General features: G+C 68.6%; 21 protein-coding genes. 8 read left to right on the top strand and 13 right to left on the bottom strand.

All coding sequences use genetic code 11. The features are described from left to right. Window positions 1–148 precede the first annotated feature (148 nt). Together ACGFIF_RS00470 and ACGFIF_RS00465 are read right to left on the bottom strand one after the other, a co-directional pair. Complete coding sequence (locus ACGFIF_RS00470) at window positions 149–814, bottom strand: response regulator (protein ID WP_393149808.1); 666 nt, start codon at window positions 812–814, stop codon at window positions 149–151. After that, window positions 811–1,980, bottom strand: a complete 1,170-nt coding sequence (locus tag ACGFIF_RS00465; protein WP_393149806.1) for a sensor histidine kinase — start codon at window positions 1,978–1,980, stop codon at window positions 811–813. Before ACGFIF_RS00465 ends, ACGFIF_RS00470 begins: the two co-directional genes overlap by 4 nt. Before the next feature lie 150 nt (window positions 1,981–2,130). On the opposite strand from ACGFIF_RS00465, the gene ACGFIF_RS00460 reads away from it, so the two are divergent. Beyond that, window positions 2,131–2,313 carry a hypothetical protein gene (locus tag ACGFIF_RS00460; RefSeq protein ID WP_393149804.1) on the top strand — a complete coding sequence of 61 codons (183 nt, stop codon included), beginning with the start codon at window positions 2,131–2,133 and terminating at the stop codon, window positions 2,311–2,313. Window positions 2,314–2,732: 419 nt separating this feature from the next. Here ACGFIF_RS00460 and ACGFIF_RS00455 read toward each other — a convergent pair whose 3' ends face one another. The 5 genes from ACGFIF_RS00455 to ACGFIF_RS00435 form a co-directional block, all read right to left on the bottom strand. Further along, complete coding sequence (locus ACGFIF_RS00455) at window positions 2,733–4,568, bottom strand: AMP-dependent synthetase/ligase (RefSeq protein WP_393149802.1); 1,836 nt, start codon at window positions 4,566–4,568, stop codon at window positions 2,733–2,735. A gap of 171 nt (window positions 4,569–4,739) precedes the next feature. Then, window positions 4,740–7,502, bottom strand: coding sequence for a BTAD domain-containing putative transcriptional regulator (locus ACGFIF_RS00450; protein WP_393149800.1), 2,763 nt, complete (start codon window positions 7,500–7,502; stop codon window positions 4,740–4,742). A gap of 86 nt (window positions 7,503–7,588) precedes the next feature. Then, window positions 7,589–8,614: an aspartate-semialdehyde dehydrogenase gene (locus ACGFIF_RS00445; protein ID WP_393149798.1), complete on the bottom strand. Its 1,026-nt coding sequence runs from the start codon at window positions 8,612–8,614 to the stop codon at window positions 7,589–7,591. Window positions 8,615–8,719: 105 nt separating this feature from the next. Further along, complete coding sequence (locus ACGFIF_RS00440; protein WP_360470570.1) at window positions 8,720–8,905, bottom strand: tautomerase family protein; 186 nt, start codon at window positions 8,903–8,905, stop codon at window positions 8,720–8,722. 53 nt (window positions 8,906–8,958) lie between these two features. After that, window positions 8,959–9,726 (bottom strand): hypothetical protein, encoded by a 768-nt coding sequence (locus ACGFIF_RS00435; protein ID WP_393149795.1) that lies wholly within the window; start codon window positions 9,724–9,726, stop codon window positions 8,959–8,961. Between the two features lie 167 nt (window positions 9,727–9,893). Here ACGFIF_RS00435 and kduI point away from each other — a divergent pair, with 167 nt between their 5' ends. Genes kduI through ACGFIF_RS00420 form a run of 3 tightly spaced genes read left to right on the top strand, consistent with a single transcriptional unit; the run spans window position 9,894 to window position 12,266 of the window. Then, complete coding sequence (gene kduI, locus ACGFIF_RS00430; RefSeq protein ID WP_393149793.1) at window positions 9,894–10,718, top strand: 5-dehydro-4-deoxy-D-glucuronate isomerase; 825 nt, start codon at window positions 9,894–9,896, stop codon at window positions 10,716–10,718. Continuing rightward, window positions 10,715–11,476 (top strand): SDR family oxidoreductase, encoded by a 762-nt coding sequence (locus ACGFIF_RS00425; RefSeq protein WP_393149791.1) that lies wholly within the window; start codon window positions 10,715–10,717, stop codon window positions 11,474–11,476. The genes kduI and ACGFIF_RS00425 overlap by 4 nt, the downstream gene beginning before the upstream one ends. A 28-nt stretch (window positions 11,477–11,504) precedes the next feature. Beyond that, window positions 11,505–12,266: an IclR family transcriptional regulator gene (locus ACGFIF_RS00420; protein ID WP_242001518.1), complete on the top strand. Its 762-nt coding sequence runs from the start codon at window positions 11,505–11,507 to the stop codon at window positions 12,264–12,266. Here the strand turns inward: ACGFIF_RS00420 and ACGFIF_RS00415 are convergent. From ACGFIF_RS00415 to lepA, 5 genes are read right to left on the bottom strand one after another with little or no spacing between them, the layout of a single operon-like run. Continuing rightward, window positions 12,263–13,210, bottom strand: a complete 948-nt coding sequence (locus ACGFIF_RS00415) for a UDP-glucuronic acid decarboxylase family protein (RefSeq protein WP_393149788.1) — start codon at window positions 13,208–13,210, stop codon at window positions 12,263–12,265. The two genes, ACGFIF_RS00420 and ACGFIF_RS00415, sit on opposite strands and share 4 nt — an antisense overlap. Window positions 13,211–13,252: 42 nt before the next feature. Beyond that, window positions 13,253–14,479 carry an MFS transporter gene (locus tag ACGFIF_RS00410; protein WP_393149786.1) on the bottom strand — a complete coding sequence of 409 codons (1,227 nt, stop codon included), beginning with the start codon at window positions 14,477–14,479 and terminating at the stop codon, window positions 13,253–13,255. After that, the gene (locus ACGFIF_RS00405; protein ID WP_393149784.1) at window positions 14,476–15,102 is read right to left on the bottom strand and encodes an MOSC domain-containing protein; all 627 of its coding nucleotides are present in this window, start codon (window positions 15,100–15,102) and stop codon (window positions 14,476–14,478) included. The genes ACGFIF_RS00410 and ACGFIF_RS00405 overlap by 4 nt, the downstream gene beginning before the upstream one ends. A gap of 41 nt (window positions 15,103–15,143) precedes the next feature. Further along, window positions 15,144–16,055: an aminoglycoside phosphotransferase family protein gene (locus ACGFIF_RS00400; RefSeq protein ID WP_393149782.1), complete on the bottom strand. Its 912-nt coding sequence runs from the start codon at window positions 16,053–16,055 to the stop codon at window positions 15,144–15,146. Continuing rightward, window positions 16,055–17,941, bottom strand: a complete 1,887-nt coding sequence (lepA, locus tag ACGFIF_RS00395) for a translation elongation factor 4 (protein WP_393149780.1) — start codon at window positions 17,939–17,941, stop codon at window positions 16,055–16,057. Before lepA ends, ACGFIF_RS00400 begins: the two co-directional genes overlap by 1 nt. A 126-nt stretch (window positions 17,942–18,067) precedes the next feature. Here lepA and ACGFIF_RS00390 point away from each other — a divergent pair, with 126 nt between their 5' ends. The 3 genes from ACGFIF_RS00390 (at window position 18,068) to ACGFIF_RS00380 (ending at window position 20,780) form a co-directional block, all read left to right on the top strand. Then, window positions 18,068–18,967 carry an aminoglycoside phosphotransferase family protein gene (locus ACGFIF_RS00390; protein ID WP_393149778.1) on the top strand — a complete coding sequence of 300 codons (900 nt, stop codon included), beginning with the start codon at window positions 18,068–18,070 and terminating at the stop codon, window positions 18,965–18,967. Between the two features lie 89 nt (window positions 18,968–19,056). Then, window positions 19,057–19,584, top strand: coding sequence for a SigE family RNA polymerase sigma factor (locus tag ACGFIF_RS00385; RefSeq protein WP_393149776.1), 528 nt, complete (start codon window positions 19,057–19,059; stop codon window positions 19,582–19,584). After that, window positions 19,581–20,780, top strand: a complete 1,200-nt coding sequence (locus ACGFIF_RS00380) for a hypothetical protein (protein ID WP_393149774.1) — start codon at window positions 19,581–19,583, stop codon at window positions 20,778–20,780. The genes ACGFIF_RS00385 and ACGFIF_RS00380 overlap by 4 nt, the downstream gene beginning before the upstream one ends. 66 nt (window positions 20,781–20,846) lie before the next feature. Here the strand turns inward: ACGFIF_RS00380 and ACGFIF_RS00375 are convergent, their stop codons facing one another. Then, window positions 20,847–23,843, bottom strand: coding sequence for a S8 family serine peptidase (locus tag ACGFIF_RS00375; RefSeq protein ID WP_393149772.1), 2,997 nt, complete (start codon window positions 23,841–23,843; stop codon window positions 20,847–20,849). Window positions 23,844–24,026: 183 nt separating this feature from the next. Here ACGFIF_RS00375 and ACGFIF_RS00370 point away from each other — a divergent pair, with 183 nt between their 5' ends. Then, window positions 24,027–24,503 carry an SRPBCC family protein gene (locus ACGFIF_RS00370; RefSeq protein ID WP_393149770.1) on the top strand — a complete coding sequence of 159 codons (477 nt, stop codon included), beginning with the start codon at window positions 24,027–24,029 and terminating at the stop codon, window positions 24,501–24,503. The last annotated feature ends 132 nt before the right edge of the window (window positions 24,504–24,635 follow it).

Raw genomic sequence — 24,635 nt, 5'->3', positions numbered from 1 at the left:
TTGCTCCTAGCGTGATGGGACTGGTTCGCCCCCTTACCTCGACGTTAGGAACGCGGCGGTGTGCGCGCGTCGTCACGAGGTCGCGCGCTGCTCCGACCAGCCGATGAGTTGTGGGTCCTACTCAGGTAGGACCCTCAGGCCGAGCGGGTCAGGGTGCGCCGTCGGCACCCTGGTCGAACATGCCCGTCTGGTAGGCGAGGACGATGGCCTGTGCGCGATCGCGCAGGTCGAGCTTCTGCAGCAGGCGGGTGACGTGCGTCTTGACCGTCGTATCGCTGATGAAGAGCTGCTGCCCGATCTCCGCGTTGGAGAGCCCCTGTGTGATCAGGCGGAACACCTCCAGCTCGCGCGTGGTCAGGGTGTCCGCCGCCTTCGGCGGAGCCTGCCTGTGAAGGCGGGTGAAGTGCTGGATCACCCTCTTGGTGACGGTCGGCGACAGCAGCGCGTCTCCGCCGGCGACGGTGCGCACGGCGGCGATCAGCTGTTCGGGAGGGTCGTCCTTGAGGACGAAGCCGCTGGCTCCGGCGCGCAGCGCCTCGTAGACGTACTCGTCGAGGTCGAAGGTGGTGAGGATCAGGATTCGCGCAGACCCGTCGGTCGCCAGGATCCGCCGGGTTGCCTCGAGCCCGTCGAGCTCGGGCATGCGGATGTCCATCAGAATGACGTCGGGGTGGAACCGGGCCGCCTGGACCACAGCTTCGCGACCGTTGCTCGCCTCCGCCACCACCTGGAGGTCGGGTTCGTCGGCGAGCAGCAGCCGGAATCCCGCCCGGACCATCGACTGGTCGTCGACCACGAGGACACGGATGGTCATCGGGCACCGCCGTCCAACGGAAGCCGGGCGCGGAGCACGAAGCCGCCGGTGGGCACGGCGCCCGCGGTCATGTCCCCGCCGAAGATCTTGACCCGCTCACGAACACCGACCAATCCGTGGCCGGGGCCGGCCGCGGCGGATGCACCGCCGGGCCCGTCGTCTCGTACTTCGAGCCGCACCTCGGTCGCGGAGTAGTCCACGTCCACCTCCGCCTGGCGCGCGCGGGAATGCTTGAGGGCATTGGTCAGCCCCTCCTGCACGATGCGGTAGGCGGAGAGGTCGAGGCCCGGCGGCAGCGTGAACGGCTCACCACGGATCTGAAGCTTCACCGGCAGCCCCGCAGCCCGTACGTCGTCCACGAGGGTGTCGAGATGGTCGAGACCAGGGTGTGGCAGGAGCTCGGGCGCTTCCCCGTCTTCCCGCATCGCGCCGAGCAGGCGGCGCATCTCCGCGAGCGCCGTACGTCCGGCGTGCTCGACGTTCCTCAGGGTCTCCCGGTCCTCCGTGTCGGTCACGGGCATCCGGTGGCGCACGGCTCCCACCTGAAGAACCATCACACTGACGGCGTGTGCGACGACGTCATGGAGTTCTCGCGCGATCCGTCCGCGCTCCTCGGCCACCGCAACGCGCGCCGCTGCCTCCCGCTCTCTCTCGGCTCGGGTCGCGCGTTCCTCAGCGGCCTCGATCCGCTCGCTTCGCTGCCGCAGCGCGAAGCCGACCATCCAGCCGATCGCGAACAGTACCGGCGTGAAGATGATGTCGCCGGTCTCGTGATACGGGTCGTTGTAGATGACGATCGCCGCGCCACAGAGCACGATCGCCAGACCGACCCGTGCCTGCCGGTCGCTGCGCAAGTTCCCGAGCAGCAGGGCAGCACCCAGTCCGGCGACGAAGAGCCCGGCCTTGTCGACGATGAGCCGGCCGTCCACGAAGGACAACGCCGCACTCGCCAACCAGGTGACCGCCGGTGCGGCGAACGGAAAGCGACGGCGAGCGAGCAGGGTCAGGACGACGGCAGCCACCGCGACCACCTCGAACCACAGCCGCAGCCCGGTCGGATGGCCCGGGTCGTCGCTCAACGCCGTACTGATCGCGCTCTCGACCGCCGCGATCACGATCAGCAGGTCGAGACCGTACTTCGAGAAGAACAGCCGCGCTCGGCTCACACCGTCAACGTACGTCAGCACAACGTTGTCGGCGTCCTACCAAAGTTGTACGACCACTCGTCGCCTGGTGCCCACCCGAACACGGCCTTCCGACGACGCGCCCGAGGAGTGCTCGCCCCTAGCGTCGTGACCACCAGAACCTGAAGGGAAGTGGACGACATGGCGGCCTCGGCGATCCTCGAAATCGACTCGGGCACCTGGACCGGCTCGACCCACCCCCACAACGGCTACTACGCCGGCAACTTCAGCGACGTCCCTTCGCCCACGCAAAGCGACTTGGACGCGATGATCAGCGTCTACCGCGACCTGGCGTCGGAGGGGATGAGCAGCTGACCGGCGACGCCCAGCAGCTGCGCCGCCTCCTGCGGTCAGGGTTAGTAGGCGTGGTTTCGAGCACGACGAGGCGCCGCGGAGCGGACGCGCGGGGAAACACCAGACGTGGAGTCGCCCGACGATGAACGTCCAGGCGACTCCACGGGCTTTCGATCAAGCGGGCGACAGCACGCGCACTGAGCGGGCGATAGCCCGCGCACCTCGGGGCGGGTGGGAGCGGCCGGCGAGCACGGCGACGAAGGAGCCGCGCGTAGCGGACGCGTGGGGAAACACCCGTCGTGGAGTCGCCTGACGATGAAGGTGCAGGCGACTCCACGGGGCTTTCGATCAAGCGGGCGACAGCACGCGCCCGTGGGCGGGCGGGAGCGGCAGCGAGCACGGCGACGAAGGAGCCGCGCGTGCTGCCGCGTGGGAAAGACCTAGTCGTACATCTTGTCCAGCAGGTCGGCGTACTGCGCTTCCACGTGCTTGCGCTTGAGCTTCAGGCTCGGTGTCATCTCGCCGGTCTCCACGGTGAGGTCCCGGTCGAGGATGGTGAACTTCTTGATGGTTTCCCAGCGGTTCAGGCCGGCGTTCAGCTCGTCCACGTAGCCCTGGACCATCGCCCGTGCCGCGTCGGAGCTGACGATCTCGTCGTACGGCTTGCCGCCCAGGCCGTTCGACGCGGCCCAGCCCTGGATGGCTTCGGGGTCGAGGGTGACGAGCGCGCTGACGAAGTTGCGCTTGTTGCCGTGGACAACGAACTGGCCGACGTACGGGCAGATCATCTTGAACCGGCCCTCGATCACCTGCGGGGCGACGTACTTGCCGCCGGAGGTCTTGAAGAGGTCCTTCTTCCGGTCGGTGATGAAGAGGAACTCGTCCTCGAAGTGGCCGATGTCGCCGGTGTGGAACCAGCCGTCGGCGTCGATCACCTCGGCGGTCTGCTCGGGCTGGTTGTGGTAGCCGCTCATCACGCCGTCGCCGCGGATCAGGATCTCGCCGTCCTCGGCGATCTTCGCCTCGGTGGCCGGGAAGATCGGGCCGACGCTGCCGAGCCGGTACTGGCCGGGGCGGTTGAGCGACGAGCCGGCCGCGGTCTCGGACAGGCCGTAGCCTTCCAGGATCAGCAGGCCGGCCGCGTGGAACCATTCGGCCAGCTGCTTGTCGAGGGCGGCGGAGCCGGAGACGAAGAAGCGGATCCGCCCGCCGAAGCGGGCCCGGATCTTCGACAGCACCAGTTTGTCGGCCAGCGTGTACTGCGCCGCGAGCGCACCACTCGGCTCCTTGCCGGCCTGCCTCAACGCGGACACGCGAGCGCCCACCCCGAAGGCCCAGTGGAAGAGCTTGGCCTTGATCCCGCCCTCTTCCTCGATCATGGTGACGATCCGGGCGTGCGCCTTCTCGAAGATCCGCGGCGCGGCGGCCATGAAGGTCGGCTGGACGACGGCGGCGTTCTCGACGATCTTGTCGATCCGGCCGTCGATCGCGGTGGCGAAGCCGATCTGGAACTGGACGGCGAGCAGCACCTGACCGAACACGTGCGACAGCGGCAGCCAGAGGAACTGCAGGTCGTCCGGGCTGAGCACCCGGATCCCCTCCACCGCGGCGCCCTCGTACGTCCAGACCGAGTGCGGCAGCCGGACGCCCTTGGGCCGACCGGTGGTGCCGGAGGTGTAGATCAGCGTGCAGAGGTGGTCCGGCTGGATTTGAGCAAGCCGCTCATCGATCGCGTCGGCATGCTCCTCCAGGTACTTGGCGCCGAGCTCGTCCAGCGCCGCCAGCGAAAGAACCCAGGACGCGTCCTCCGCCGAGGGTTCGCCGTCGATCAGGACGACCTTCTGCAGCGAGGGCGTCTCGGACCGGTGGTCGCGCAGCTTGGCCAACTGGGTGGCGTCCTCGGCGAACACCACCTGTACGTCGGCGTCCGCCACGATGAACGCGACGTCGGTCGCCATCGTGGTCGGGTAGATCGTGGTCGTCGCGGCAGCCGCGAGTACGGCGGCCAGATAGCACTCCACCCACTCCATCCGGGTGCTGGAGGCGACCGCGACCCGTTGTTCGGGCTGTACGCCGAGGGCGATCAGGCCGGCCGCGCGGCGGCGACCCAGCTCGTCGAGCTCCCGCCAGCTGGCGGATTTCCACTGGTCCCCTGACGGGTACCGGAAGGCCTCGCGCGAAGGGGTCGCGGCGACCCGATCGAGGAACATCGTGGCCATGTTCTCTTTGCGATTGCTGAGCAGCGCGAGCTGGCCCTCATCGGCGACTGGCTTCATTGTCTGGCCTCCATCGGGGGTCAAGTAACCGGAGGGTAATGGCTAGCGGGCACGGCTGACTATGCCCCTCGCTTGCCCGCCCCCACTTCTCCATTACGTTTCCGCAACGTGTGCACACGGCCAGTGGCCTATGTCTCACTGTCAGTTCTACTCCTCGCCTGCAAGGCCTCGTCAACCGCCGCGCCGCAGCTGCTCCAGCGCACGCCGGACGACGCCCGCATCGGGGTGGTCCATCGCCTCGAGGATCTCCAAAGCCTCGTTCCAGCTCACCCGGGCAGCGTCTGGCTGACCGGCTCGTTCCTGGACCTCGGCCATCGACATCAGGCACTCCGCGGTCTCGTGGCGACGTCCCTGGGCACGCAGGATGGCGACAGCCGTCGCGTAGCTGGCGATAGCTTCGTGGAGACGGCCGGAGCCGGCCAGGGCGAACGCCATGGTGTCGCTCACCACAGCACGACCGTACTCCGAATCCTGCTCCTCGTAGAGCTTCAGCGCCTGCTGCGCATAGTCGACCGCCGCCTCGAACTCGCCGAGCTGGCCGTAGTACCAGCCGAGGTTGTTCAGCGCGTTGGCCCGCGCATCGGCGTGGCCGGTCCGCTCGTAGATCCGGAGCGCGCGCGTGGTCTTTTCGATGGCCTGGCGATGCTCCCCCATCCGGCTCAGTACTCGCGCCTGACTCAGCGAGCCATGCGCGACACCGGCGTCGTCATCCAGTTCCTCCGCGATGCCGAGCGCCAACTCGTGCTGCCTGATCGCATCGTCCCACTGCCGCAGCGCCATGTGACCCCGGGCGAGGTCCCGGCGTGTCTGCGCCTGCTTGCGCAGATCGCCGAGCCGGACCGCCGCGTCAAGCGCCAGCAGCTCGGACTCCATGTACCCGGGCCGCCCACGGAAGTCCAGATAGTCCGCGATCGTCCACACGTACAACCACAACAGCCCATCGGCCCGGCCGGCAGCAGCCCGCAGTACGGCGAGATTGTTCGGCTGCTCGGAGTCGAACCACGCGAACGCCTCATCCCGGGTCGACGGCAGGACGATGTCAACTCCGGGATCCAGCCCGGGCAGCTCGACCGGATCCCGCCGGGGTGCGAGCAACAGTGCAGCCGCACTGCCGGTGTGCACCAGGTACCCGAGCAGCCGCTCGAACGCCTCATCCGCCTCCTGCTCCTCGCACAGCTCCAGCGCGTAGCTGCGCAGCAGATCGTGCAGTGCATAGCGATTGGGCCCGAGCTCAACTAGTTGATGGTTCGCAACCAGTACGGCGAGCATCCCGCGAGCCTCACGGACCGGCACCCCGGCCAAGGCCGCCGCGGCACCAACGGTGATCTCTGCACCGGGATGCTGAGCCAGCAGCCGGAACAACCGGGCCAGCTCAGGCCGCAGCTGCCGGTACGACCAGGAGAAGATCGTCCGTACGTCGACCCCGTCGCTGGTCGACAATGCATCGAGCGGCGCCTCGCTCAGTGTCTCGACGAACGAGTCGAGCTGTCGTCTCGGCCGCAGCGCGATCTGTGCCCCGAGCAACGAAAGTGCCAGCGGAAGGCCTGCACACCGGGCGATCAGCTCTTCGGTGCTCTGGGCATCTTCCTGCAGCCGCCGCTCGCCAACCCTTGCCGCCAGCAACTGTCTGGACTGTACGGCGTCGAGCACGTCCAGCTGGATCGGCTCCGCCTGCTCGGTCGCGACCAGTCCGGCGAGCTCGTTCCGGCTGGTGACGAGGGTGAGGCAGTTCGATCCGGACGCCGCCAGCGGCCGCACCTGGTCGGCGGACCGGGCGTTGTCCAGGACGACGAGGACCGCGCGCTCCGCGAGCAGACTCCGGTACAACGCGATCTGCTCGTCCGCGGCGATCGGCAACCGATCGGCCGGAATCCCCAGTCCGGCCAGGAAACGCGGCACCACCGCCGCCGGGTCGGCGGGCTCGATCGCGGGTGCGTACCCGAGCAGGTCGGCGTACAGGATCCCGTCGGGGAAGGTGTCCGCGACCTGCCGGGCCCAATGGATCGCGAGCGAGGTCTTGCCGACTCCGGCCGGCCCGATGATGAGGCCGAGGTGCGCGGCGGGAAGCAGTCCGTCGAGCCGCTGCAGGTGTTCGGTCCGCCCGGCGAACACTGGTACGGCGGTCGGCAGCTGCCGGGGAACCACCATGCTCTCGGTGTCTGTCGCCTCCAGCAGTTCGGTGTGGACCCGCTGCAGTTCAGGACCAGGCCCGACCCCGAGGATCTCGCGCAGCCGGCGCGAGACTTCGGCGTACGTCGACAACGCGAGAGCCTGCCGTCCGGACGCATGCTGCGCGCGCATGAGTTGGGCCCAGAACCGCTCTCGCGTCGGGTAGCGCTCGACGAGTTCGGTCAGCTCCGGGATCACCGCGGCCGCGTCGCCCAGCGCCAACCGGGCGTCGAACGACAACTCCTGCGCCTGCAGATGTTCCTCGGCCAGCCGCGGGATCATCTCGCGGGTCAGCGCGCCCGCGTCGAGACCGGCCAGCGGTTCGCCTCGCCAGAGCGCGAGGCCCTCGGTGATCAGCGCGACCCGGTCGGCGGGATCTTCGGCCTCGCCGGCGCGGCGGACCAGGGAACGAAACGTCTCGAGATCGAGCTGTTCCGGGTCGGCATGCAGCGTGTAGCCGCCGTCGCCGGTGCGGATCATCGTCCGCTCGGTGTCCCCCAGCGCGGTCCGGAGCCGGGAAACGTAGATCTGCAGCGCGGCACGCGGACTGCTCGGCAGCTCCTCGTCGTCCCACAGCACGTCGACGAGGTCCTCGGTCCGCACAGTGCGGTTGAGGCGCAGCAACAGCGCGGCCAGCAGTACCGCAGGCTGGTGCGACGGCAGCGGCATCACCTCACCGCTTGCGCTCCGCACCTCCACCGTTCCGAGCAGGCGGAAGCGCAGCCCCGAAGAGCCGTTCACCCCGCGCTGCTCCAGCTCGGTCACCTCCCCTGCAGCCGGCCGAAACCACAGAATCGCCCAGGCCGGCCGGAAGGCTCACCTTATCGCCGCAACGGGATCTACGCCCCCCGTCACCGTTCAGCGAGGAGCTCCGCGATCTGGACGGCGTTGAGGGCGGCACCCTTGCGGAGGTTGTCGTTCGAGACGAACAGCACCAGGCCACGGTTGTCCGGGACCGACTGGTCCTGGCGGATCCGGCCGACGTACGACGGATCCTGACCGGCCGCGAGCAGTGGTGTCGGGAGGTCCGCGAGCGCGACGCCAGGCGCGGCACCGAGCAGCTCGGTCGCCTGCTCGGGCGTGATCGGCGAGGCGAACTCGGCGTGGATGCTCAGCGAGTGACCGGTGAACACAGGCACCCGGACACAGGTCCCGGCGACCAAGAGGTCCGGGATGTGCAGGATCTTGCGGCTCTCGTTCCGGAGCTTCTGCTCCTCATCGGTCTCACCGGTGCCGTCGGCAACGATCGACCCGGCCAGCGGGAGCACGTTGAAGGCGATCGGCCCGGCGTACACCTTGGGCTCGGGCAGGGTGATGCCCTGGGTGCCGCGAGCGAGCCGGCCGCCGGGCTCGACGAGGGCGCGCGCCTGGTCCTCCAGCTCGCTGACTCCCACCCCGCCGGAGCCGGAGACGGCCTGGTACGTCGACACCACCAGCCGGGTCAGCGTCGCAGCGCGGTGCAGAGGCGCGAGCACCGGCATCGCGGCCATGGTGGTGCAGTTCGGGTTGGCGACGATGCCCTTCGGCAGGTTGTCGAGGTCGCCGGGGTTCACCTCGGAGACGACCAGCGGTACGTCGGGGTCCATCCGCCAGCCGGACGAGTTGTCGACCACGATGGCACCGGCGGCGGCGACCTTCGGGGCGAACTCCTTCGACGCCGTCTTGCCGTTGGAGAACAGCGCCAGGTCGAGACCCGAGAAGTCGGCGGTGGCGGAGTCCTCGACGGTGATCTCGGTGTCACCGAACGGCAGCGTCGTACCGGCCGACCTCGCGGACGCGAAGTACCGGATCTCGTCCACCGGGAACTTCCGCTCGACGAGCAGCTCCCGCATGACGCTACCGACCTGACCTGTGGCTCCGAAGACTCCTACTCGCATGCTCTGCACCTTAGTAGTTCACCCACCCGCAGGCGCCCGAGTTTCAGCATGCGGCGGCCTGGCATCCCTGGGGCGGAAGGGAAGCCAGGCCGCGTCGGGGGGCGATCAGGCGTCGGCGACCAGGACGCCGCCGTTGGCCACGTCGGTCGTCTCGATCTCGGTGAAGACGATCCGGACGGATTCGCGCTTGGCGTTCAGGATCGAGATCGCGGACTCGGTCACGGCGGCGACGAACTCACGGCGCTGGTCGAGGGTGCGGCCGGACAGGAGCTCGACGGTGATGTTCGGCATACAGGTCACTCCAACTCGTTGATGTTCTGTGTCACGGGACAGTGTTCCAGGAATCAGCCGACCGCGGCCGCCCGTCTCGCGGCGACCTCGTCGGTCTCGTCGGGGTCGCTGTTCAGCGAGTCGACCAGTTCGTCGACCTCCGGGCGACGTTCCGGCAGCAGCAGGCCGAGGCCGACGTACACCACCAAGGAAGTTGCCAACGGCAACGCGACGACCAGGGTGGTGTCGGTGGACTCGATCCCCCACTTGACGATCGCCCAGACCACCAGGCCGCTCGCCCAGGACGCGAGCGCGGCCCGCGCGCCGCTGCGCTTGAACCAGGGCAGCAGACCGAGCATCAGCGGGATCGAGATCGGTCCCATCGTCGCGGCCACCAGGTCGACGACGATCTTCAGGACGACGCCCTGCCCGTTGGTCAGGATCGCGACCAGCATGCTGATCGTGACGAAGGTGAACGTGGTGATCCGGGCGAACTTCAGGACGCCGGCGTCGCTCAGCCGGCGGAGCTTCGGCACCAGCACCGGCGCGAGATCGCGGGTGATGACGGAGGAGATCACGTTCGCGTCGGAGGCCACCATCGCCATCGTGTGCGAGAAGAACCCGGCCAGCACGAGTCCGATCAGGCCGGTCGGCAACAGCAGTTGGGCGAGTTCGACGTACGACTGCTCCGACTTGCCCGGGCTCACCAGCAGCGGCGCGGCACACATCGGGATGAACAGGATCAGCGGCCAGACCAGCCACAGGAACGACGACAACAGCGCGGACTTCTTCGCCGCGGAGCCGGACGGCGCGGCCATGTAGCGCTGGGCCAGGTTCCACATGCCAGTCCAGTGCGGTCATTGTGAACCTCCCAGGGGCGATGGGCTGTGTGTGGAAGGTTCCATTGACCAGAACACAGTGTCAATCGGCGGAACCTGGAACAATTCCATGCCGGGTTCCGCCTGCTCGGCTGTTTGACAGGAGGTTCCGTGGAATAGAACCTTGTTCTGTGAATCTGCAGATCAGGCATGCCACCCATCCCGATCAGGTGCCCGGGTTCGACACCGCGGCGCTCCGCCGGCACTACCTGGTCGACGACCTCTTCGTCCCGGACACGATCACCGCGGTGCTCACCCACCACGACCGGATCGTCCTGGCAGGCGCGCGCCCCGCGAGCGGCCCGCTCAGCCTCCCCACCTGGCCGGAGCTGCGCAGCGAGTACTTCCTCGAACGCCGCGAGGCCGGCATCGTCAACGTCGGCGGACCAGGCACGGTCACCGCCGACGGGACGAAGTACGAGCTGGCCACCGGAGCCTGCCTGTACGTCGGACGCGGCGTCCGCGAGGTCGTCTTCGACGGCCCGGACGCGGCCTTCTACCTCTTCTCCGCAGCGGCCCACACTGAGTTCCCGACCACGCTGATCAATCCAGGCGAGGGAAACCGGCTCGAGCTCGGCGACCAGCAGACCGCGAACCGCCGCACGATCGACCAGTACATCCACGCGAACGGCGTACGCAGCTGTCAGATCGTGCTCGGCGTGACCACGCTCCACCCGGGCAGCACCTGGAACACCATGCCCGCGCACACGCACGACCGCCGGACCGAGTGCTACCTGTACTTCGGCCTGCCCGAGACCGAGCGGATCGTCCACCTGCTCGGCGAACCCGACGAGACCAGGCACCTGCTCGTCGCCGACCGCCAGGCCGTGATCTCGCCGAGCTGGTCGATCCACTCCGGCGCCGGCACCTCGTCGTACAGCTTCGTCTGGGCGATGGCCGGCGAGAACCAGGCGTTCGCGGACATGGACGGCGTCGACGTACGGGACCTCCGGTGACGGCTGACCCGTTCAGCCTCCAGGGCCGTACGGCGCTCGTCACCGGAGCCCGGCGGGGTATCGGCGCGGCCATCGCCGCCGGGTACGCCGCGGCCGGCGCCGAACTGATCCTGATGGCCCGGGACGCCGCGGTCGAGGACACCCTCGAGGCGATCAAACAGAACGGCGGCGGTGAGGCGACCGTGGTCATCGCCGACTTCGCCGACCCGGCCGCCGTCGAGGCGGCCGCTTCCGAGCTGGCGAGAACGCGCCGGATCGACATCCTGGTCAACAACGCCGGTACGATCCGGCGCGCGCCGGCGGCCGAGACCACCACCGCCGACTGGCAGCACGTGATCGACGTGAACCTCAACTCCACCTGGGCGGTCACCCGGCCGATCGGTGCCGCGATGGTCGAGCGCGGGGCCGGCGCGGTGATCACGATCGCGTCGCTGCTGAGTTTCCAGGGCGGGATCACCGTTCCGGCCTACACTGCGAGCAAGCACGCGGTCGCGGGACTGACCAGGGCGCTGGCCAACGAGTGGGGACCGGCCGGAGTCCGGGTGAACGCGATCGCGCCCGGATACATCAGCACCGACAACACCACCGACCTGCGCGCGGACCCCGGTCGCGAAGCGGCCATCCGGGAACGCATCCCCGCCGGTCGCTGGGGACAGCCCGACGAGGTGGTCGGCGCCGCGGTCTTCCTGGCCTCGGCGGCGGCCGGCTACGTCAACGGTCACGTCCTCGCGGTCGACGGCGGCTGGCTGGCCAGATAGGCACTTCGCCCAGGAGAGAGGTGGCAGGATGACCGACATGAGTTCGCCCTCGGCCATCGACAAGACGCTGATGGTGCTGGACGCCGTCCTCGAACACTCGCGGTTCACCGACGTCGTCAACGCGACCGGTCTGGCCAAGTCGACCGTGCACCGGATCATGGCGTCACTGGTCGAGCACGAGTTCGTCGCCCAGGCCGAGGACGGGTCGTACCACCCGGGCCCGAAGGCGTTGCGGCTCGCCGGGCATGCGCTCACCAACGTCGACCTCGCCACCGTCGCCCGCCCGGTGCTCGCCGACCTGGTCGCCCAGACTCGCTGCACCGTGCATGTCGGCCTGCTGAACGGCGACGAGGCGATCTATGTCGCGCGCCTCGACGGGCCGAAGCCGTACCGGATGCCGTCGCGCGTGGGCAAGGCGTTCTGGCTGCACTGCACTGGGATCGGCAAAGCACTGCTGGCCGAGAAGGACGACGAGGCGCTCGACGCCCACATCACCCGGACCGGCCTCCCGGCCCGCACTCCCCTGACGCACACGACCGCGGCCGCGTTGAAGGCGGATCTGGCCCAGGTGCGGGCTCGCGGCTACGCGCTCGACGACGAGGAGAACGAGCCCGGCATCCGGTGCGTCGCCGCGGTCATCCACGACCACACCGGCGCCGCGATCGCCGCGGTCAGCATCTCCACGCTGTCCCTCGAGCAATCCATCGCCCAGGTCGCCCTGATGGCCCCCGCGGCCATCGAAGCCGCCCGCAAGATCTCGGCCGCCCTCGGCTACCGCGAGCCGACCTAAGCTGCCTGTTGTGGCAGGTCGGCGCGGAACCAGTCGATCGTCCGCCGGAGCCCTTCCTCCGCGGGGATCTTCGGCTCCCAACCGAGCAGGTCCCGAGCCCGGCTGATATCCGGTTGCCGCACCCGCGGATCGTCTTCCGGCAGTGGCCCGAAGACGATCTCGGACGGTGAGCCGACCAGCTCCTTGATCCAGCGGGCCAGGTCGAGAACCGACAGCTCGTGCGGATTGCCGAGGTTGACCGGACCCGGGTCGTCCGCGTGCACCATCCGGATGATGCCCTCGACGGTGTCGTCCACGTAGCAGATGGACCGGGTCTGGCTGCCGTCGCCCGCGACCACGATCGGCTCACCTTCCAGGGCTTGCCGGATGAACGTCGGCACCGCCCGCCCGTCGTCCGGCCGGAGCCGCGGCCCGAAGGTGTTGAAGATCCGGACGATCCCCGTGTCGACGTCGTGGATCGAGCGGTACGCCGACGTGATCGCCTCGGCGAACCGTTTGGCTTCGTCGTACACGGCGCGTGGACCGATCGAGTTGACGTTTCCCCAGTAGTTCTCCGGCTGCGGATGCACGAGCGGGTCGCCGTACACCTCCGACGTGGACGCCAGTACGAATCTGGCGCCCTTGTCGCGGGCGAGTCCGAGCGCGTGGTGGGTGCCGACCGAGCCGACCTCGAGTGTCTGGATCGGCAACCGGAGATAGTCGATCGGCGACGCGGGCGACGCGAAGTGCAGGACCGCGTCGACCGGGCCGGCGACGTGGACGTAGTCGGTCACATCAGTGCGGACCAGGCGGAAGCCCGGATGGTCGATCAGGTGGGCGACGTTGTCCGGCCGCCCGGTCAGAAAGTTGTCCAGGCACAGCACTTCGTAGTCCTCGTCCAGGAGTCGTTCACACAGATGACTCCCGATGAACCCAGCTCCCCCGGTCACGACAGCGCGACGCATGCGGTCCCCCTTGCTCAGTGCCCCCCAAGCAATGAGTGCCGATTATGCACCGACTGTTTGAATCTGGCTACCCTCCTCGCGCCGCGCCGCAGCCCACCGCACAACAGGCACGAACAGCATGCCGATCAGGGCGAACCAGCCACCGAGGATGATCCAGCCCGGTACGCCGAGGCCGAGTGGGAGGAGGGCCAGGACGGTCGGGGCGACCATCGTGCTGATGGACATGCTGGTGTTCCAGACGCCTTGGTACTGGCCCTGAGCGTGGTCGGCGGCGAGGTCGAAGCCGAGCAGGAACGAGCCGGACGACTGCAGCAGCTCACCGAGCACCTGCACCAGCGCACCGACCGCAAGCAGGCCGATCGCGATCGCGGCGTTACCCCAGGACGCGCCGGCGAACAGCACCATCGATGCCATCAGCAACAACCCGGCGGTCCGGGTCGCCCGGGCCGCGGTCGTCGGGTCGGCGATACCTCGCGACGACCGGACCTGGAAGAGCGCGACGACCGCGGTGTTGATGATCAGCAGCAGCGCGACCGTCCACCGGGGTGCGTCGGTGTGGTCGACCACCCAGAGCGGGATCGCGACGTCGAGGACGGCGTAGTGGATCGACATCCCGGCGTTGAGTGCGGCCACCGCGAGGTACCCACGGTCGCGCAGGGCGACCCAGACCGGTCCGTCGTCGCTCTTCGGCAGCGGCGCGACCCGAGGGACGGCCAGGACGACGAAGGCCGCGACGATACTCAGGGCCGCGTCCAGGACGAACATGGAGCGGTACGCCGTACTCGTGTCGAAATGGAGGGCGAACGCACCGATTCCGGCGCCGGCCATGATGCCGATGTTGGTGACTGCCCGCAGGTAGGCGCGGGCCGCGACCCGGTCGGCGCCTTGGGTGATCGCGGCGATCAGCGCGGCCCGGACGGCGCCGGCGCCTCGGTCGATCACGGTGAGCACGACGGAGACGACCAGGAACTGCCAGAAGGTCTCCACGAGCAGGTAGAGCAGCGACAGTCCGCAGAGCATCAGACTCAGTACGACGAACAGCGTGCGCGGACCGCGGCGGTCGGCCAGGTGACCCATCGGGACGGCCGACAACAGCCCCAAGAGTCCGGCGATGGTGAGCCCGAGACCGATCTGAGCGATCGACAATCCGACGATCCGGTTGAAGTACAACACGCTGACCGTCATCAACAACCCGTTGCCGACGCGACTCAGCAGAGTGGCGAGGGCTAGGGGTCGAAGTGGGCCAGATGCGGGGAGCAGGCCCCTCATGCGCGGGCCACGACGCGGTGCGCGATGGCGCGGAGCTCATCCATCAGGTCGACACCCGAATCCAGCATCCGCTGCATCTTCGCCGGGTCCTGAGCACCGAACATGTGCCCGATGGTGACCTCGTGATCCGGCCGGCTCAGCACCTCGACCGGGTCGCCCGCGCCGATGGATCCGGTCCGCAGCACCTTCAGGTACGCGCCGGGACGACCGGCCTGGTGGAACCGCTTGACCCAGTGCGGCTCCTGCATGTGGTGCGCGAACGTGATGCACGGGATCCGCGGTGCCCGGACCATCACCTCGACCTCGTCGCCGATCCGCCAGACCTCCCCGAGCAGCGCACCGGTGATGTCGAGCCCTTCGGTGCGCAGGTTCTCCCCGAACAACCCGGTTGGGATGTCGCGACCGAGCTCCGCGGCCCACCAGTCCGCGTCCTCCTCGGCGTACGCGTAGACCGCCAGGTCGGGACCGCCGTGGTTCTTGGTGTCGCAGACCCGGTCGCCGACGAGACCGAGCTCGCCGACGTGGACCCGGCCTACCTGCGGACGCTTGTCGATCGCGGTCAGCCCGGTCTCTTTGGGACCCGGGATCAGCTTCTCCACCACGTTGACCGTCAACAGCCGCATATCGGCATCTTCCCTCGCCGACTCGGGTGACAGCCACCGGTTTAATCCTGGATGGCCTTCACGATGGCGATGTTGCGGGTGAGCCAATCCTGCGGGAGCGATTCGTCGGAGCCGGCGTCCTCCAGCGTCCACAGGACGTTGAGCATCTGCCGGACGATCACCCAGTCGCGGGCGCGGTCCTCGTCAAGCTCGGCCGCGTCGATCGCGGCGTAGAACCGCTGCCGGACCGCGAACCGAAGGTCGCCGGCGGCAACGACCTCGTCCCAGCGGTTCCAGATCAGCGGCGCAACCTCGTAGTGCGGGTCGCCGGACAGCGGCTTGGGGTCGATCACCAACCAGGGCTCGCGAACGCCGGCCAGCATGTTGAAGTAGTGCAAGTCGGTGTGGACCAGCTTGCCGTCGCAGGCCGGGTCGGTGCTGAAGTCCTCGGCCAGCGCGATCGCCTGTTCGACGTACCGATGCGGCACCGGTGCCGACGCGGGCAGCTGGCGGAACCGTTCGATCCACCGCTTCAGCTCGCCGGAGAGCGTCCGGTACTGCGGACCGGCCGGGACATGCAGTCGTTTGTAGGTCGCACCAACGAGCTCACAGGCCTCGATCGCGTCGATCGTGGTCAGGTCGCGTGCCTCCAACCGCTCGAGCAATAAGGCGAACCGGCGCGGATCCGCGCGTAGCAGCTGCACCGCGCCGTTCCCGGCCCAGTCCCGGAGGGCGAGGTGCTCGGTCTCGGCCTCCCAGTGCGGGAACTGCACCTTGAGCACGGCTTGCTGCCCGTCGGCCGTCATCACCGGTACGACGAGCGCGCAGTTCCCGTACGACGTCGTACCGTCGACCCGGAGATCCCACTCGTCGAGCAGTTCGCGGGTCAGCCGCGGCAACCGGTCCAGCCAGTCGGCCCAGTCCTGACCCCGCGACGCGACCAGCAAGAAGTCCGCAGGGATCTCGACCGGCACTACTTCTTGGCCTTCTCCCCGGACTCCGACGTCCGCAGCGCGGCGATGAAGGCCTCCTGCGGGACCTCGACCCGGCCGACCATCTTCATCCGCTTCTTGCCTTCCTTCTGCTTCTCCAGCAGCTTGCGCTTGCGGGTGATGTCACCGCCGTAGCACTTGGCCAGCACGTCCTTGCGGATCGCCCGGATCGACTCGCGGGCGATGATCCGGGACCCGATCGCGGCCTGGATCGGCACCTCGAACTGCTGCCTCGGGATCAGTTCCTTCAGCTTGCCGGCCAGCGCGACGCCGTACGAGTAGGCGTTGTCGCGGTGCACGATCGCTGAGAACGCGTCGACGGTCTCGCCCTGGAGCAGGATGTCGACCTTGACCAGCGCCGAGGCCTGCTCACCGGTCGGCTCGTAGTCCAGCGACGCGTAGCCCTTGGTCTTGGACTTCAGCTGGTCGAAGAAGTCGAAGACGATCTCGGCCAGCGGCAGCGTGTACCGGAGCTCGACCCGGTCCTCGGACAGGTACTCCATCCCCTGCAGGTTGCCCCGCTTGGTCTGGCACAGCTCCATGATGACGCCGATGAAGTCCTTCGGGCTGAGGATCGTCGCCTTCACCACCGGCTCGTAGATGTCGGCGATCTTGCCTTCCGGGAACTCGCTCGGGTTGGTGACGACGTGCTCCTTGCCGTCCTCCATCTCGACCCGGTAGACCACGTTCGGCGCGGTCGAGATCAGGTCCAGGTCGAACTCGCGCTCGAGCCGCTCGCGGACGATCTCCATGTGCAGCAGACCGAGGAAGCCGCAGCGGAACCCGAACCCGAGCGCACCCGAGGTCTCCGGCTCGTACTGCAGGGCCGCGTCGTTCAGCTGTAGCCGCTCGAGCGCGTCCCGCAGCGTCGGGTAGTCGTCGCCGTCGATCGGGAACAGGCCGGAGTACACCATCGGCTGCGGGTGCTTGTAGCCGCCGAGCGCCTCGGTCGCGCCGTGCACGGCCGAGGTGACGGTGTCACCGACCCGGGACTGGCGGACGTCCTTCACGCCGGTGATCAGGTAGCCGACCTCGCCGACGCCGATACTCGGCGACTTCATCGGCTCCGGGGAGATGACGCCGACCTCGAGCATCTCGTGCACGGCGCCGGTCGACATCATCTTGATCCGGTCCCGGTGGGTCAGCTCGCCGTCGACCACCCGGACATAGGTGACCACGCCGCGGTAGGTGTCGTAGACCGAGTCGAAGATCAGCGCCCGCGGCGGCGCGTCCTTGACGCCCTTCGGTGGGTCGACCTGGGCGACGATCTCGCTCAGCAGCTCCTCGACGCCCTCACCGGTCTTCGCCGACACCTTGAGGACGTCGGACGGGCTGCAGCCGATGATGTGGGCGAGCTCGGCCGCGTACTTCTCCGGCTGGGCGCTGGGCAGGTCGATCTTGTTCAGTACCGGGATGATGTGCAGGTCCGCGTTCAGCGCGAGATAGAGGTTCGCCAGCGTCTGGGCCTCGATCCCCTGCGCCGCGTCGACCAGCAGCACCGCACCCTCACACGCCTCCAGCGACCGCGACACCTCGTAGGTGAAGTCGACGTGGCCGGGCGTGTCGATCATGTTCAGGATGTACGTCGTACCGTCCGGGGCGAGCAGGCCGCCGGGGGTGTCCGGCTTCGGCGCGAACGGCAGCCGGACCGCCTGCGACTTGATCGTGATGCCGCGTTCCCGCTCGATGTCCATCCGGTCCAGGTACTGCGCCCGCATCGAGCGGTCGTCGACCACCCCGGTGATCTGCAGCATCCGGTCCGCCAGCGTCGACTTGCCGTGGTCGATGTGGGCGATGATGCAGAAGTTCCGGATCAGCGACGGGTCGGTACGACCCGGCTGCGGCACGGTCGTGGGGCCTACGGGCACGGAGGGGATCCAGTTCGTCTCGATCTTGCAGGTTCTTGCTGGTCAACCGGTCAATCATCCCATGCGGAGCCAGCGGATTCGAAAATCCCAGGCGGCGACGGCTCCCGGGACCTACGGTTGGGACGCATGGCGCACGCTGCTGGGGTCCGGTTGCCCTTCGAGGAGGTGCCCGCTGCCGTGCGGGCGTGGGGGGAACGCGCGCTGGGATCGGTGGTGGTCTCCGCCAGCACCCAGCAGGGCGGCTTCTCCCCCGGCGTGGCCGCCCGACTGGTCACTGCCTCCGGCCGCCGCGCCTTCGTCAAGGCGGTCGGTACGTCGCTCAACCCCAAGACACCGGAGTTGTTCCGCCAGGAGATCACCGCGGTCCAGGCGATCGGCCCGCTGCCGTCCGCCCCGACGCTGTACGACGTGTACGACGACGGCGACTGGGTCGGACTGCTGTTCGAGGACATCGAGGGCACGCTGCCGGCCCACCCCTGGGAACAGCGTGATGCCGATCGCGTCCTGGACGCGGTCGCCGAGTTGACCGCTGCCCTCGACCCCTCACCGTGGCCGGACGCGCCGGTCGCCGCTGTGCGGAGCGTCGAGTTCCTGAGCCGGTGGGACAACGTGATCGCTGACGGTCTCGCCGTACCTGACTGGGCGGCTGGGCGCGAGGAGGAGCTGGCAGAGCTCGCCCGGACCGGACTGCGGGAGCTCGCCGAGGGCAAGGCGCTCGCACACTGGGATCTGCGGGCCGACAACATCATCCTGACCGACGACCGCGTGGTCTTCATCGACTGGGCGCACCCGGCGCTCGCGCCGAGCTGGGCCGACACCGTCATCCTGCAGGCCGACATGCGCGAGTCTGTGACACTGCCCGATCTGCCGGACGATGCCGCCATCACCGGCTTCCTGGCCGCCATCGCGGGCGGCCTGTGGTGGGGCGCGGCTCAGCCGGCGCCACCTGGCCTGCCGACGATCCGCGCCTGGCAGCGCGAGCACGCCCTCATCCACCTCGACTGGGTGCGCGAACGGCTGGGTTAGCCCTCGGACTCATTTGGCCTCCGGACTGATTTAGCCTCCGGACGCAGCGTTCTGCGGGGATGCGCGTCTCTGGGGGTGTGACGAATCCAATGGTGAGCATCAGTGACCCGCACCGGGCGCTGGCGCAGGACGACGCGCGGACAGCCGTGTCGGCGCTCTACCACCAGCACTGGGTCGGGCTGGTTCGCCTGGCCGTGCTGGTGATGGACGACCGGCAAGCGGCGGAGGACGTCGTACAGGAGGCGTACGCCGACCTGTACCGGCACTGGCCGCTGCGGGACTCCGGCAAGGCGCTGGGGTATCTCCGCACAGCCGTCCTCAACCGCAGCCGCTCGGTCCTGCGCCGCCGCAAGGTCGCCCGCCTCTACACCCCACAACCCGAGATGCCGAACGCGTCCGCCGAGAGCTCGGCCGTACTCGGCGAGGACCGCCTGCAGGTGCGGCAGGCACTGCGTGCCTTGCCCATCCGGACCCGCTCCGTCCTGGTACTGCGCTACTACCTCGACCTCCCGTTCGCCGAGATCGCCGAGACCCTCGGGATCAGCGAATCCACCGCGCGGGCGACCGCGTCTCGCGGCCTGACGGCCCTGACCACGAAGCTGAAGGAAGTCCGATGAACGACACCGAGAACCGCCTGCGCGAGTACCTGCAGACCACGGCCGGCACGGTCCCGGACGCGGCCCAGGGTCCGGGCCTGCAACAGGACGTCACCGGCAAGCGTGGCTGGGTCCCTATCGTCCTGGCCGCCGCCACCATCGGCGCGGTCCTGGTCCTGGCCGTACCGTTCCTCACCCGCCTCGCCGACAAGGAGCCCACAGCGGCCGGTTCTCCGGCCGCACTGCCGACCGGCCCGGTCTCCACCGGCGCTCCGCGGATCCCGTACGCCGTCACCGTCAACAACAACCCGGACAACCCGCTGGACACCTGGTGGGCCGTCATCCAGGACGGCAAGCAGAAGGTCGGCAACCCGGGCGTCAAGGGCGAGGTGCTGGCTCGGCTGGGCGGCGGATGGCTGGTCATGACCGGCTACCCCGACCCGACGAAGTCCCAGGCCGCGATCGTCGACCCGGAGGGCAAGGTCACACCACTCGGACCGACCGGCGGCATCTATCCCGTCATCTCCCCCGACGGACGCCAACTGGCCGTCGCGGTCGCGCCGTACGCGGCCAAGGACAGCCGAGTAGTCGTGGTGAACGTCGAGGACGGCAAGGAAACGGCCAAACTCGACATCCCGATGCCGAACATCAAACTGATCGGCTGGAACAAGGACGGCATCTGGCTGATGCCGGAGCTGGTCGATTCCCGACCGGTGTCGGTCTGGCAGCCCGGAGCGGACCAGCCGCGGCCGGTCGGAGAGCTCGGCCCCGCGGGTGATCTGCAAGTGGTTCGGAGCAGCGACGTGGTCGCGCAGTTGAGCGCCAAGGGCACCGACGGCTACTGCGCCAAGGCTGGCACCCTCGGCGCGAAGGGACTCGAATTGAAGCGCGAGTACTGCTTCAAGACGGCCGGAACGAACCAGGCCGCGGTGTACGTGGCACTGTCACCGGACGGAAGGACGATGGTCCTCAGCACCCGGGTCGCAGTCCACATCGCCACCGGCAAGGCCACCAAGCTCGGGATCCCGGCCAAGTTCGGTGGCTGGACCTGGAACAGCGCGGTGTTCGAAGATCCGGCGACCGTGATCGTGGTCGCCGACACCAGGGGCGTGAAGCCGCTGGAGCAAAAGATGTTCCGCTGCAGCGTCACAACCGGCGAGTGCAAGGCGATCCTGACCGCCAAGGCCAACGAATCACTGGCCGCGGTTCGTCCCTGATCACGCCGGAAACAGACGCAGCGGCAGCCGAGACTGGCTGCCGCTGCGTTCTGCTCCCAACAGGTCCTAGCTGTCCACGCGGACGATGGTCGAGCCGGAGCCGACTCCACCGTCGGTGTACTGCAGGCGGCCCAGGTACCGGGTGCCGGCGGTCAGGCCGGTCCAGGACGCTGTGACCGTGGTCTGGGCGGCTGCCTGGACGGGCTGACTCGCCGGAGTGACGGTCAGGTTGCCCTCCGTGTTGAGCAGCTCCCAGTGGTTGAGCTTCACCTGCTGCTCGTTGGCTCCCGCAAACAGGTCGACGTACACGTCGTACGAGCCTCCGGCCGGTGCCGCGAGGTTGACCTCTTCCTCGGCCGACCCACCGGCACTGCTGCCGAGCAGAGCCGTCGTACCCGTCCGGTAGACGAAGACGTCGAGGTCGGTGCCCGCCGGGTAGTCCGCGTCGAATGTCGAGAACCGGGCGTGCTTCACGCCGGCCGGGACATTCACGGTGAACTTGGCGACGTGGTCGTTGGCCGCCGGGTTCGTGGTCGGGAACGACACGCCACCCGGGTTCTTCAGTGCGGCCTCAGCCACCGTTGCGGCGGTCAGACCGACCGCACTGGTGTTGAGCGTGCCGGTGTACCCGGCCGTGATCGGCACCTGCACCGACCCCGCCGTCCCGGTCCCGTTGACCTGCACCGGGGCCTTGACCGTCAGCGGCTTGATCGCGACCGTGCTGGTCACCGAGTGCTCGGTCGACTTCCAGGTCAGCTTGCCGAACGTGTACTGCTCGAGCGGCGCACCGGTGTTCTCGACGGTGACCTTGTACGTCGCCGTACGGCCCGGCAGCGTGACCAGTATCTTCGGCGACACCGTCACCTTGAAGCCCTTCAGCCCCTCCACCTTCGGGAAGTAGACCTCCGGCAGCTTGCCGACGTTCCGGACCGTGCGAGTGATGGTCTGCTTACCGGCCAGGTCGCCGATCGCGATCGTCGGGTAGTTCAGGTCGCTCGGGTCGATCGTGCCGTTCGCGCACAGCTCGTGCGTGGCAGGCACCTGACCGGAGCCACACACGAACTTGGTCCAGTCCTCGTACGACGAGTCGTAGACGAGGCCCGGGTCCATCGCGTTCTTAGGCTGGACCAGGCCTGCGCCGTATCCGAACGGGTTGGCCGGCGAACCGGAGTCGTTCTGGATCGGCTTGCCGCTGGTGTCCTTGTCGGTGCCGGTGGTGAGCAGGGCCGACTTGATCGCCATCGGGGACCAGGTCGGGTACTTGCTCTTCAGCACGGCCGCGGCGCCGGCGATGTGCGGCGAGGCCATCGACGTACCGCTCATGAACGCGTACTGGCCGCCGGCCGCGCTGAACGCGGTCGTCGCCGCCAGGACGTTCGTGCCCGGCGCCATCACGTCCGGCTTGAGCAGGTCGCCGTTGCCGGCCAGGGACGGGCCGCGGCTGGACGAGCTGGCGACCTTCGGTGCGGTCACGCGAACCGGAGTACCGGCGCTGATCGTGGCGGTCGGGTTGGCGGTGCCGCCGACGTACGCCTTGATCTCGGGCGCGGCGACGTGGTCGAGGTGCACGCTCGGTACCGAGTGAAGGTCCGCGTCCAGCGTGCCCGCGGTGATGTTGACCAGGATCATGCCGACGCCGCCGGCGTTCTTGACCTGCAGGCTCTTGTCGACGCGGGCGTTGCCGCCACGGTCGCAGACGACGATCTTCCCGGTCACCTTGGCCGGGTCGAGGGTGTCCGGCATGCACAGGAGCAGGTTGGCCGGGTTCGCGTTCGGGAGGCCGGCGTCCTTGGCCAGCACGACCGGGGTGCTCGGGAGGCCGGAGCCGATCCCCGCGCCGGTGTAGGACTTGCCGTCGCCCAGCGTCACCGTGGTCTGGATGTCGCGGTCATGGGTGCCGTTGGCAACCGTCGTCACCCACGGGTAGTTCTTGCCGACCGTGCTGACCCCCGGGCCGGTGTTGCCGGCGCTGGTGGCGACGAACACGCCGGCCCGGGCAGCGCGCAGGAAGGCGAGGCCGGTGGCGTTCACGAAGGTCGAACCGGAGCCGGAGATCGAGTAGTTCAGTACGTCGACACCGTCCGCGACCGCGGCGTCGATACCGGCCACGATGTCCGCGTCGGTCCCGCTGCCGCCGCCGGTCTGGTCGACCGCCCACAGCACCTTGTAGATGGCCAGCCGGGCGTGCGGGGCGATCCCGGAGCCCTTGCCGTAGTCGCGGCCCATGACGCTCATCTCGACGCCGTAGTTGCCGCCGGCCGTGCTGGCCGTGTGGGTCCCGTGGCCGCCGAAGTCACGCGGCGACTTGAACTCCTCCGGGATCGGGCGGGTGCCGATGCCCTTGTCGAAGTACCGGGCGCCGATCACCTTGTTGTTGCAGGCAACGGGCGCCTCCTCGCCGGTCTGGCAGGTGCCCTTCCACTTCTTCGCGATGATCGCGTCCGACGTCTTGGTCGTCTTGATCGGCGCGAAGCTGGCCCGCTCCGGGACATAGCCGGAGTCCAGTACGCCGATGATGACGCCGTCGCCGGCCTTGTCGATGCCACCGGCCTGCTGCCAGGCGCCGCCCTTACCGGACAGCCCGAGGAACCGCGGGGTGTCCACGGTGTCCTGGTGCTGCATTTCGCTCGGCTCGACGCTCTTCACACCGGACGACTTGGCCAGCTTGACGGCTTCGTCGTACGACATCTGCGCGGAGAAGCCGGCGTACGTGTAGCTGTAGTCGTACAGCTTCTTTGCGTCAGGGACCTTGGCCAGGACCTCCTGGCGCTCCCGGGCGAGGTGCTGGACGTAGCCGACGACCTGACCGGCGGTCTTGACCAGCTTCCCCCCGGGTGCGACGCGGGTGGACGGCAGGCCGGCGATGCCGCCGCCGTACTCGGCCACCGGGGCGTCGTCGAGCTGGACGATATAGGACCCGGTCGACGACTCCTTGACCTGCGGGTCTGCCGCTGCGGGTGTTTCCTCGGCCTGTAGCGCGTCGGCGGCGCGCGCCGCGAACGGGACTCCGGCCAGCGACGCGACGAGCGCGGCGGCCACGATGATCGGGGTACGGCGGGGCACTGAGTTCCTCCAGGGCTTTGGACGGCGCGATGGTGGAGCTTGGTCTCGCTGCTGGACCCGTGACGACCGCACGCACCACACCCCCTGCGGTGATCAGCGTCACGCGGGCCCGAGTATGCCTGTGGCAGGCACCGATGTCACGCTCAGCACAGCCCGTGTCAGCTGACTGCAAGGGAAAACCCGATGCCCGACCTGAGCGAGTCCATCACCGTGTCCGCGCCGGCGTCGGCGGTGTACGACCTGGTCAGCGACCTGCCGCGGATGGGTGAGTGGAGCCCTGAGTGCACCCGGGTCACCTGGTCGTCCCGTACGCCGGGGCCGGCTGTGGGAGCTCGGTTCGTCGGGCACAACCGGGTGGGCGCCGTCCGGTGGTTCACGTTCGGCCGTGTGGTGGACGCCGTACCGGGGCAGCGGTTCAGCTTCTCGATCCATTTCGGGCCCATCCCGGTCTCGGACTGGTCCTACGACTTCACGGGCGCGTTTGCCGGCGCGGAGGCGGGCTGCGAGGTCACCGAGTCCTGGACCGATCGCCGGCCGGCGGTGTTCCGGCTGCTCTTCCGGCCCTTCTTCGGTGACCGGACCGCACGCAACGTGGAGGGCATCCACACGACGCTGCAGCGGCTGAAGTCCGCTGCCGAAGCCGCTGGTGGCGCGGGCTAACCTGGGCGGGCTGGGTTGCGGCCTGGCTGAGCGGTCTCGGTTTGGTGATGGGTGGGGCTTGTTGGTAATCTGGCTCTTCGCGCACCCACGGGTGATGCTCAGCCGTGCGCGCGACACCTTTCCTGTATTGAC

It is taken from the genome of Kribbella sp. NPDC049174 (genome assembly GCF_043197365.1).
GTDB lineage: Bacteria > Actinomycetota > Actinomycetes > Propionibacteriales > Kribbellaceae > Kribbella.
The sequence above is the reverse complement of the archived record's forward strand: the minus strand, read 5'-3'. Positions and strand labels throughout refer to the sequence as shown.

Excerpts from the sequence above, each read along its gene's own strand:
- ACGFIF_RS00440 (WP_360470570.1), bottom strand. The coding sequence starts at position 8,905 with ATGCCGAACATCACCGTCGAGCTCCTGTCCGGCCGCACCCTCGACCAG.
- ACGFIF_RS00435 (WP_393149795.1), bottom strand. The coding sequence starts at position 9,726 with ATGTGGAACCTGGCCCAGCGCTACATGGCCGCGCCGTCCGGCTCCGCG.
- ACGFIF_RS00470 (WP_393149808.1), bottom strand. The coding sequence starts at position 814 with ATGACCATCCGTGTCCTCGTGGTCGACGACCAGTCGATGGTCCGGGCG.
- ACGFIF_RS00385 (WP_393149776.1), top strand. The coding sequence starts at position 19,057 with ATGGTGAGCATCAGTGACCCGCACCGGGCGCTGGCGCAGGACGACGCG.
- ACGFIF_RS00410 (WP_393149786.1), bottom strand. The coding sequence starts at position 14,479 with ATGAGGGGCCTGCTCCCCGCATCTGGCCCACTTCGACCCCTAGCCCTC.
- ACGFIF_RS00455 (WP_393149802.1), bottom strand. The coding sequence starts at position 4,568 with ATGAAGCCAGTCGCCGATGAGGGCCAGCTCGCGCTGCTCAGCAATCGC.
- ACGFIF_RS00380 (WP_393149774.1), top strand. The coding sequence starts at position 19,581 with ATGAACGACACCGAGAACCGCCTGCGCGAGTACCTGCAGACCACGGCC.
- ACGFIF_RS00445 (WP_393149798.1), bottom strand. The coding sequence starts at position 8,614 with ATGCGAGTAGGAGTCTTCGGAGCCACAGGTCAGGTCGGTAGCGTCATG.
- ACGFIF_RS00415 (WP_393149788.1), bottom strand. The coding sequence starts at position 13,210 with ATGCGTCGCGCTGTCGTGACCGGGGGAGCTGGGTTCATCGGGAGTCAT.
- ACGFIF_RS00390 (WP_393149778.1), top strand. The coding sequence starts at position 18,068 with ATGGCGCACGCTGCTGGGGTCCGGTTGCCCTTCGAGGAGGTGCCCGCT.
- ACGFIF_RS00405 (WP_393149784.1), bottom strand. The coding sequence starts at position 15,102 with ATGCGGCTGTTGACGGTCAACGTGGTGGAGAAGCTGATCCCGGGTCCC.
- ACGFIF_RS00420 (WP_242001518.1), top strand. The coding sequence starts at position 11,505 with ATGACCGACATGAGTTCGCCCTCGGCCATCGACAAGACGCTGATGGTG.
- ACGFIF_RS00370 (WP_393149770.1), top strand. The coding sequence starts at position 24,027 with ATGCCCGACCTGAGCGAGTCCATCACCGTGTCCGCGCCGGCGTCGGCG.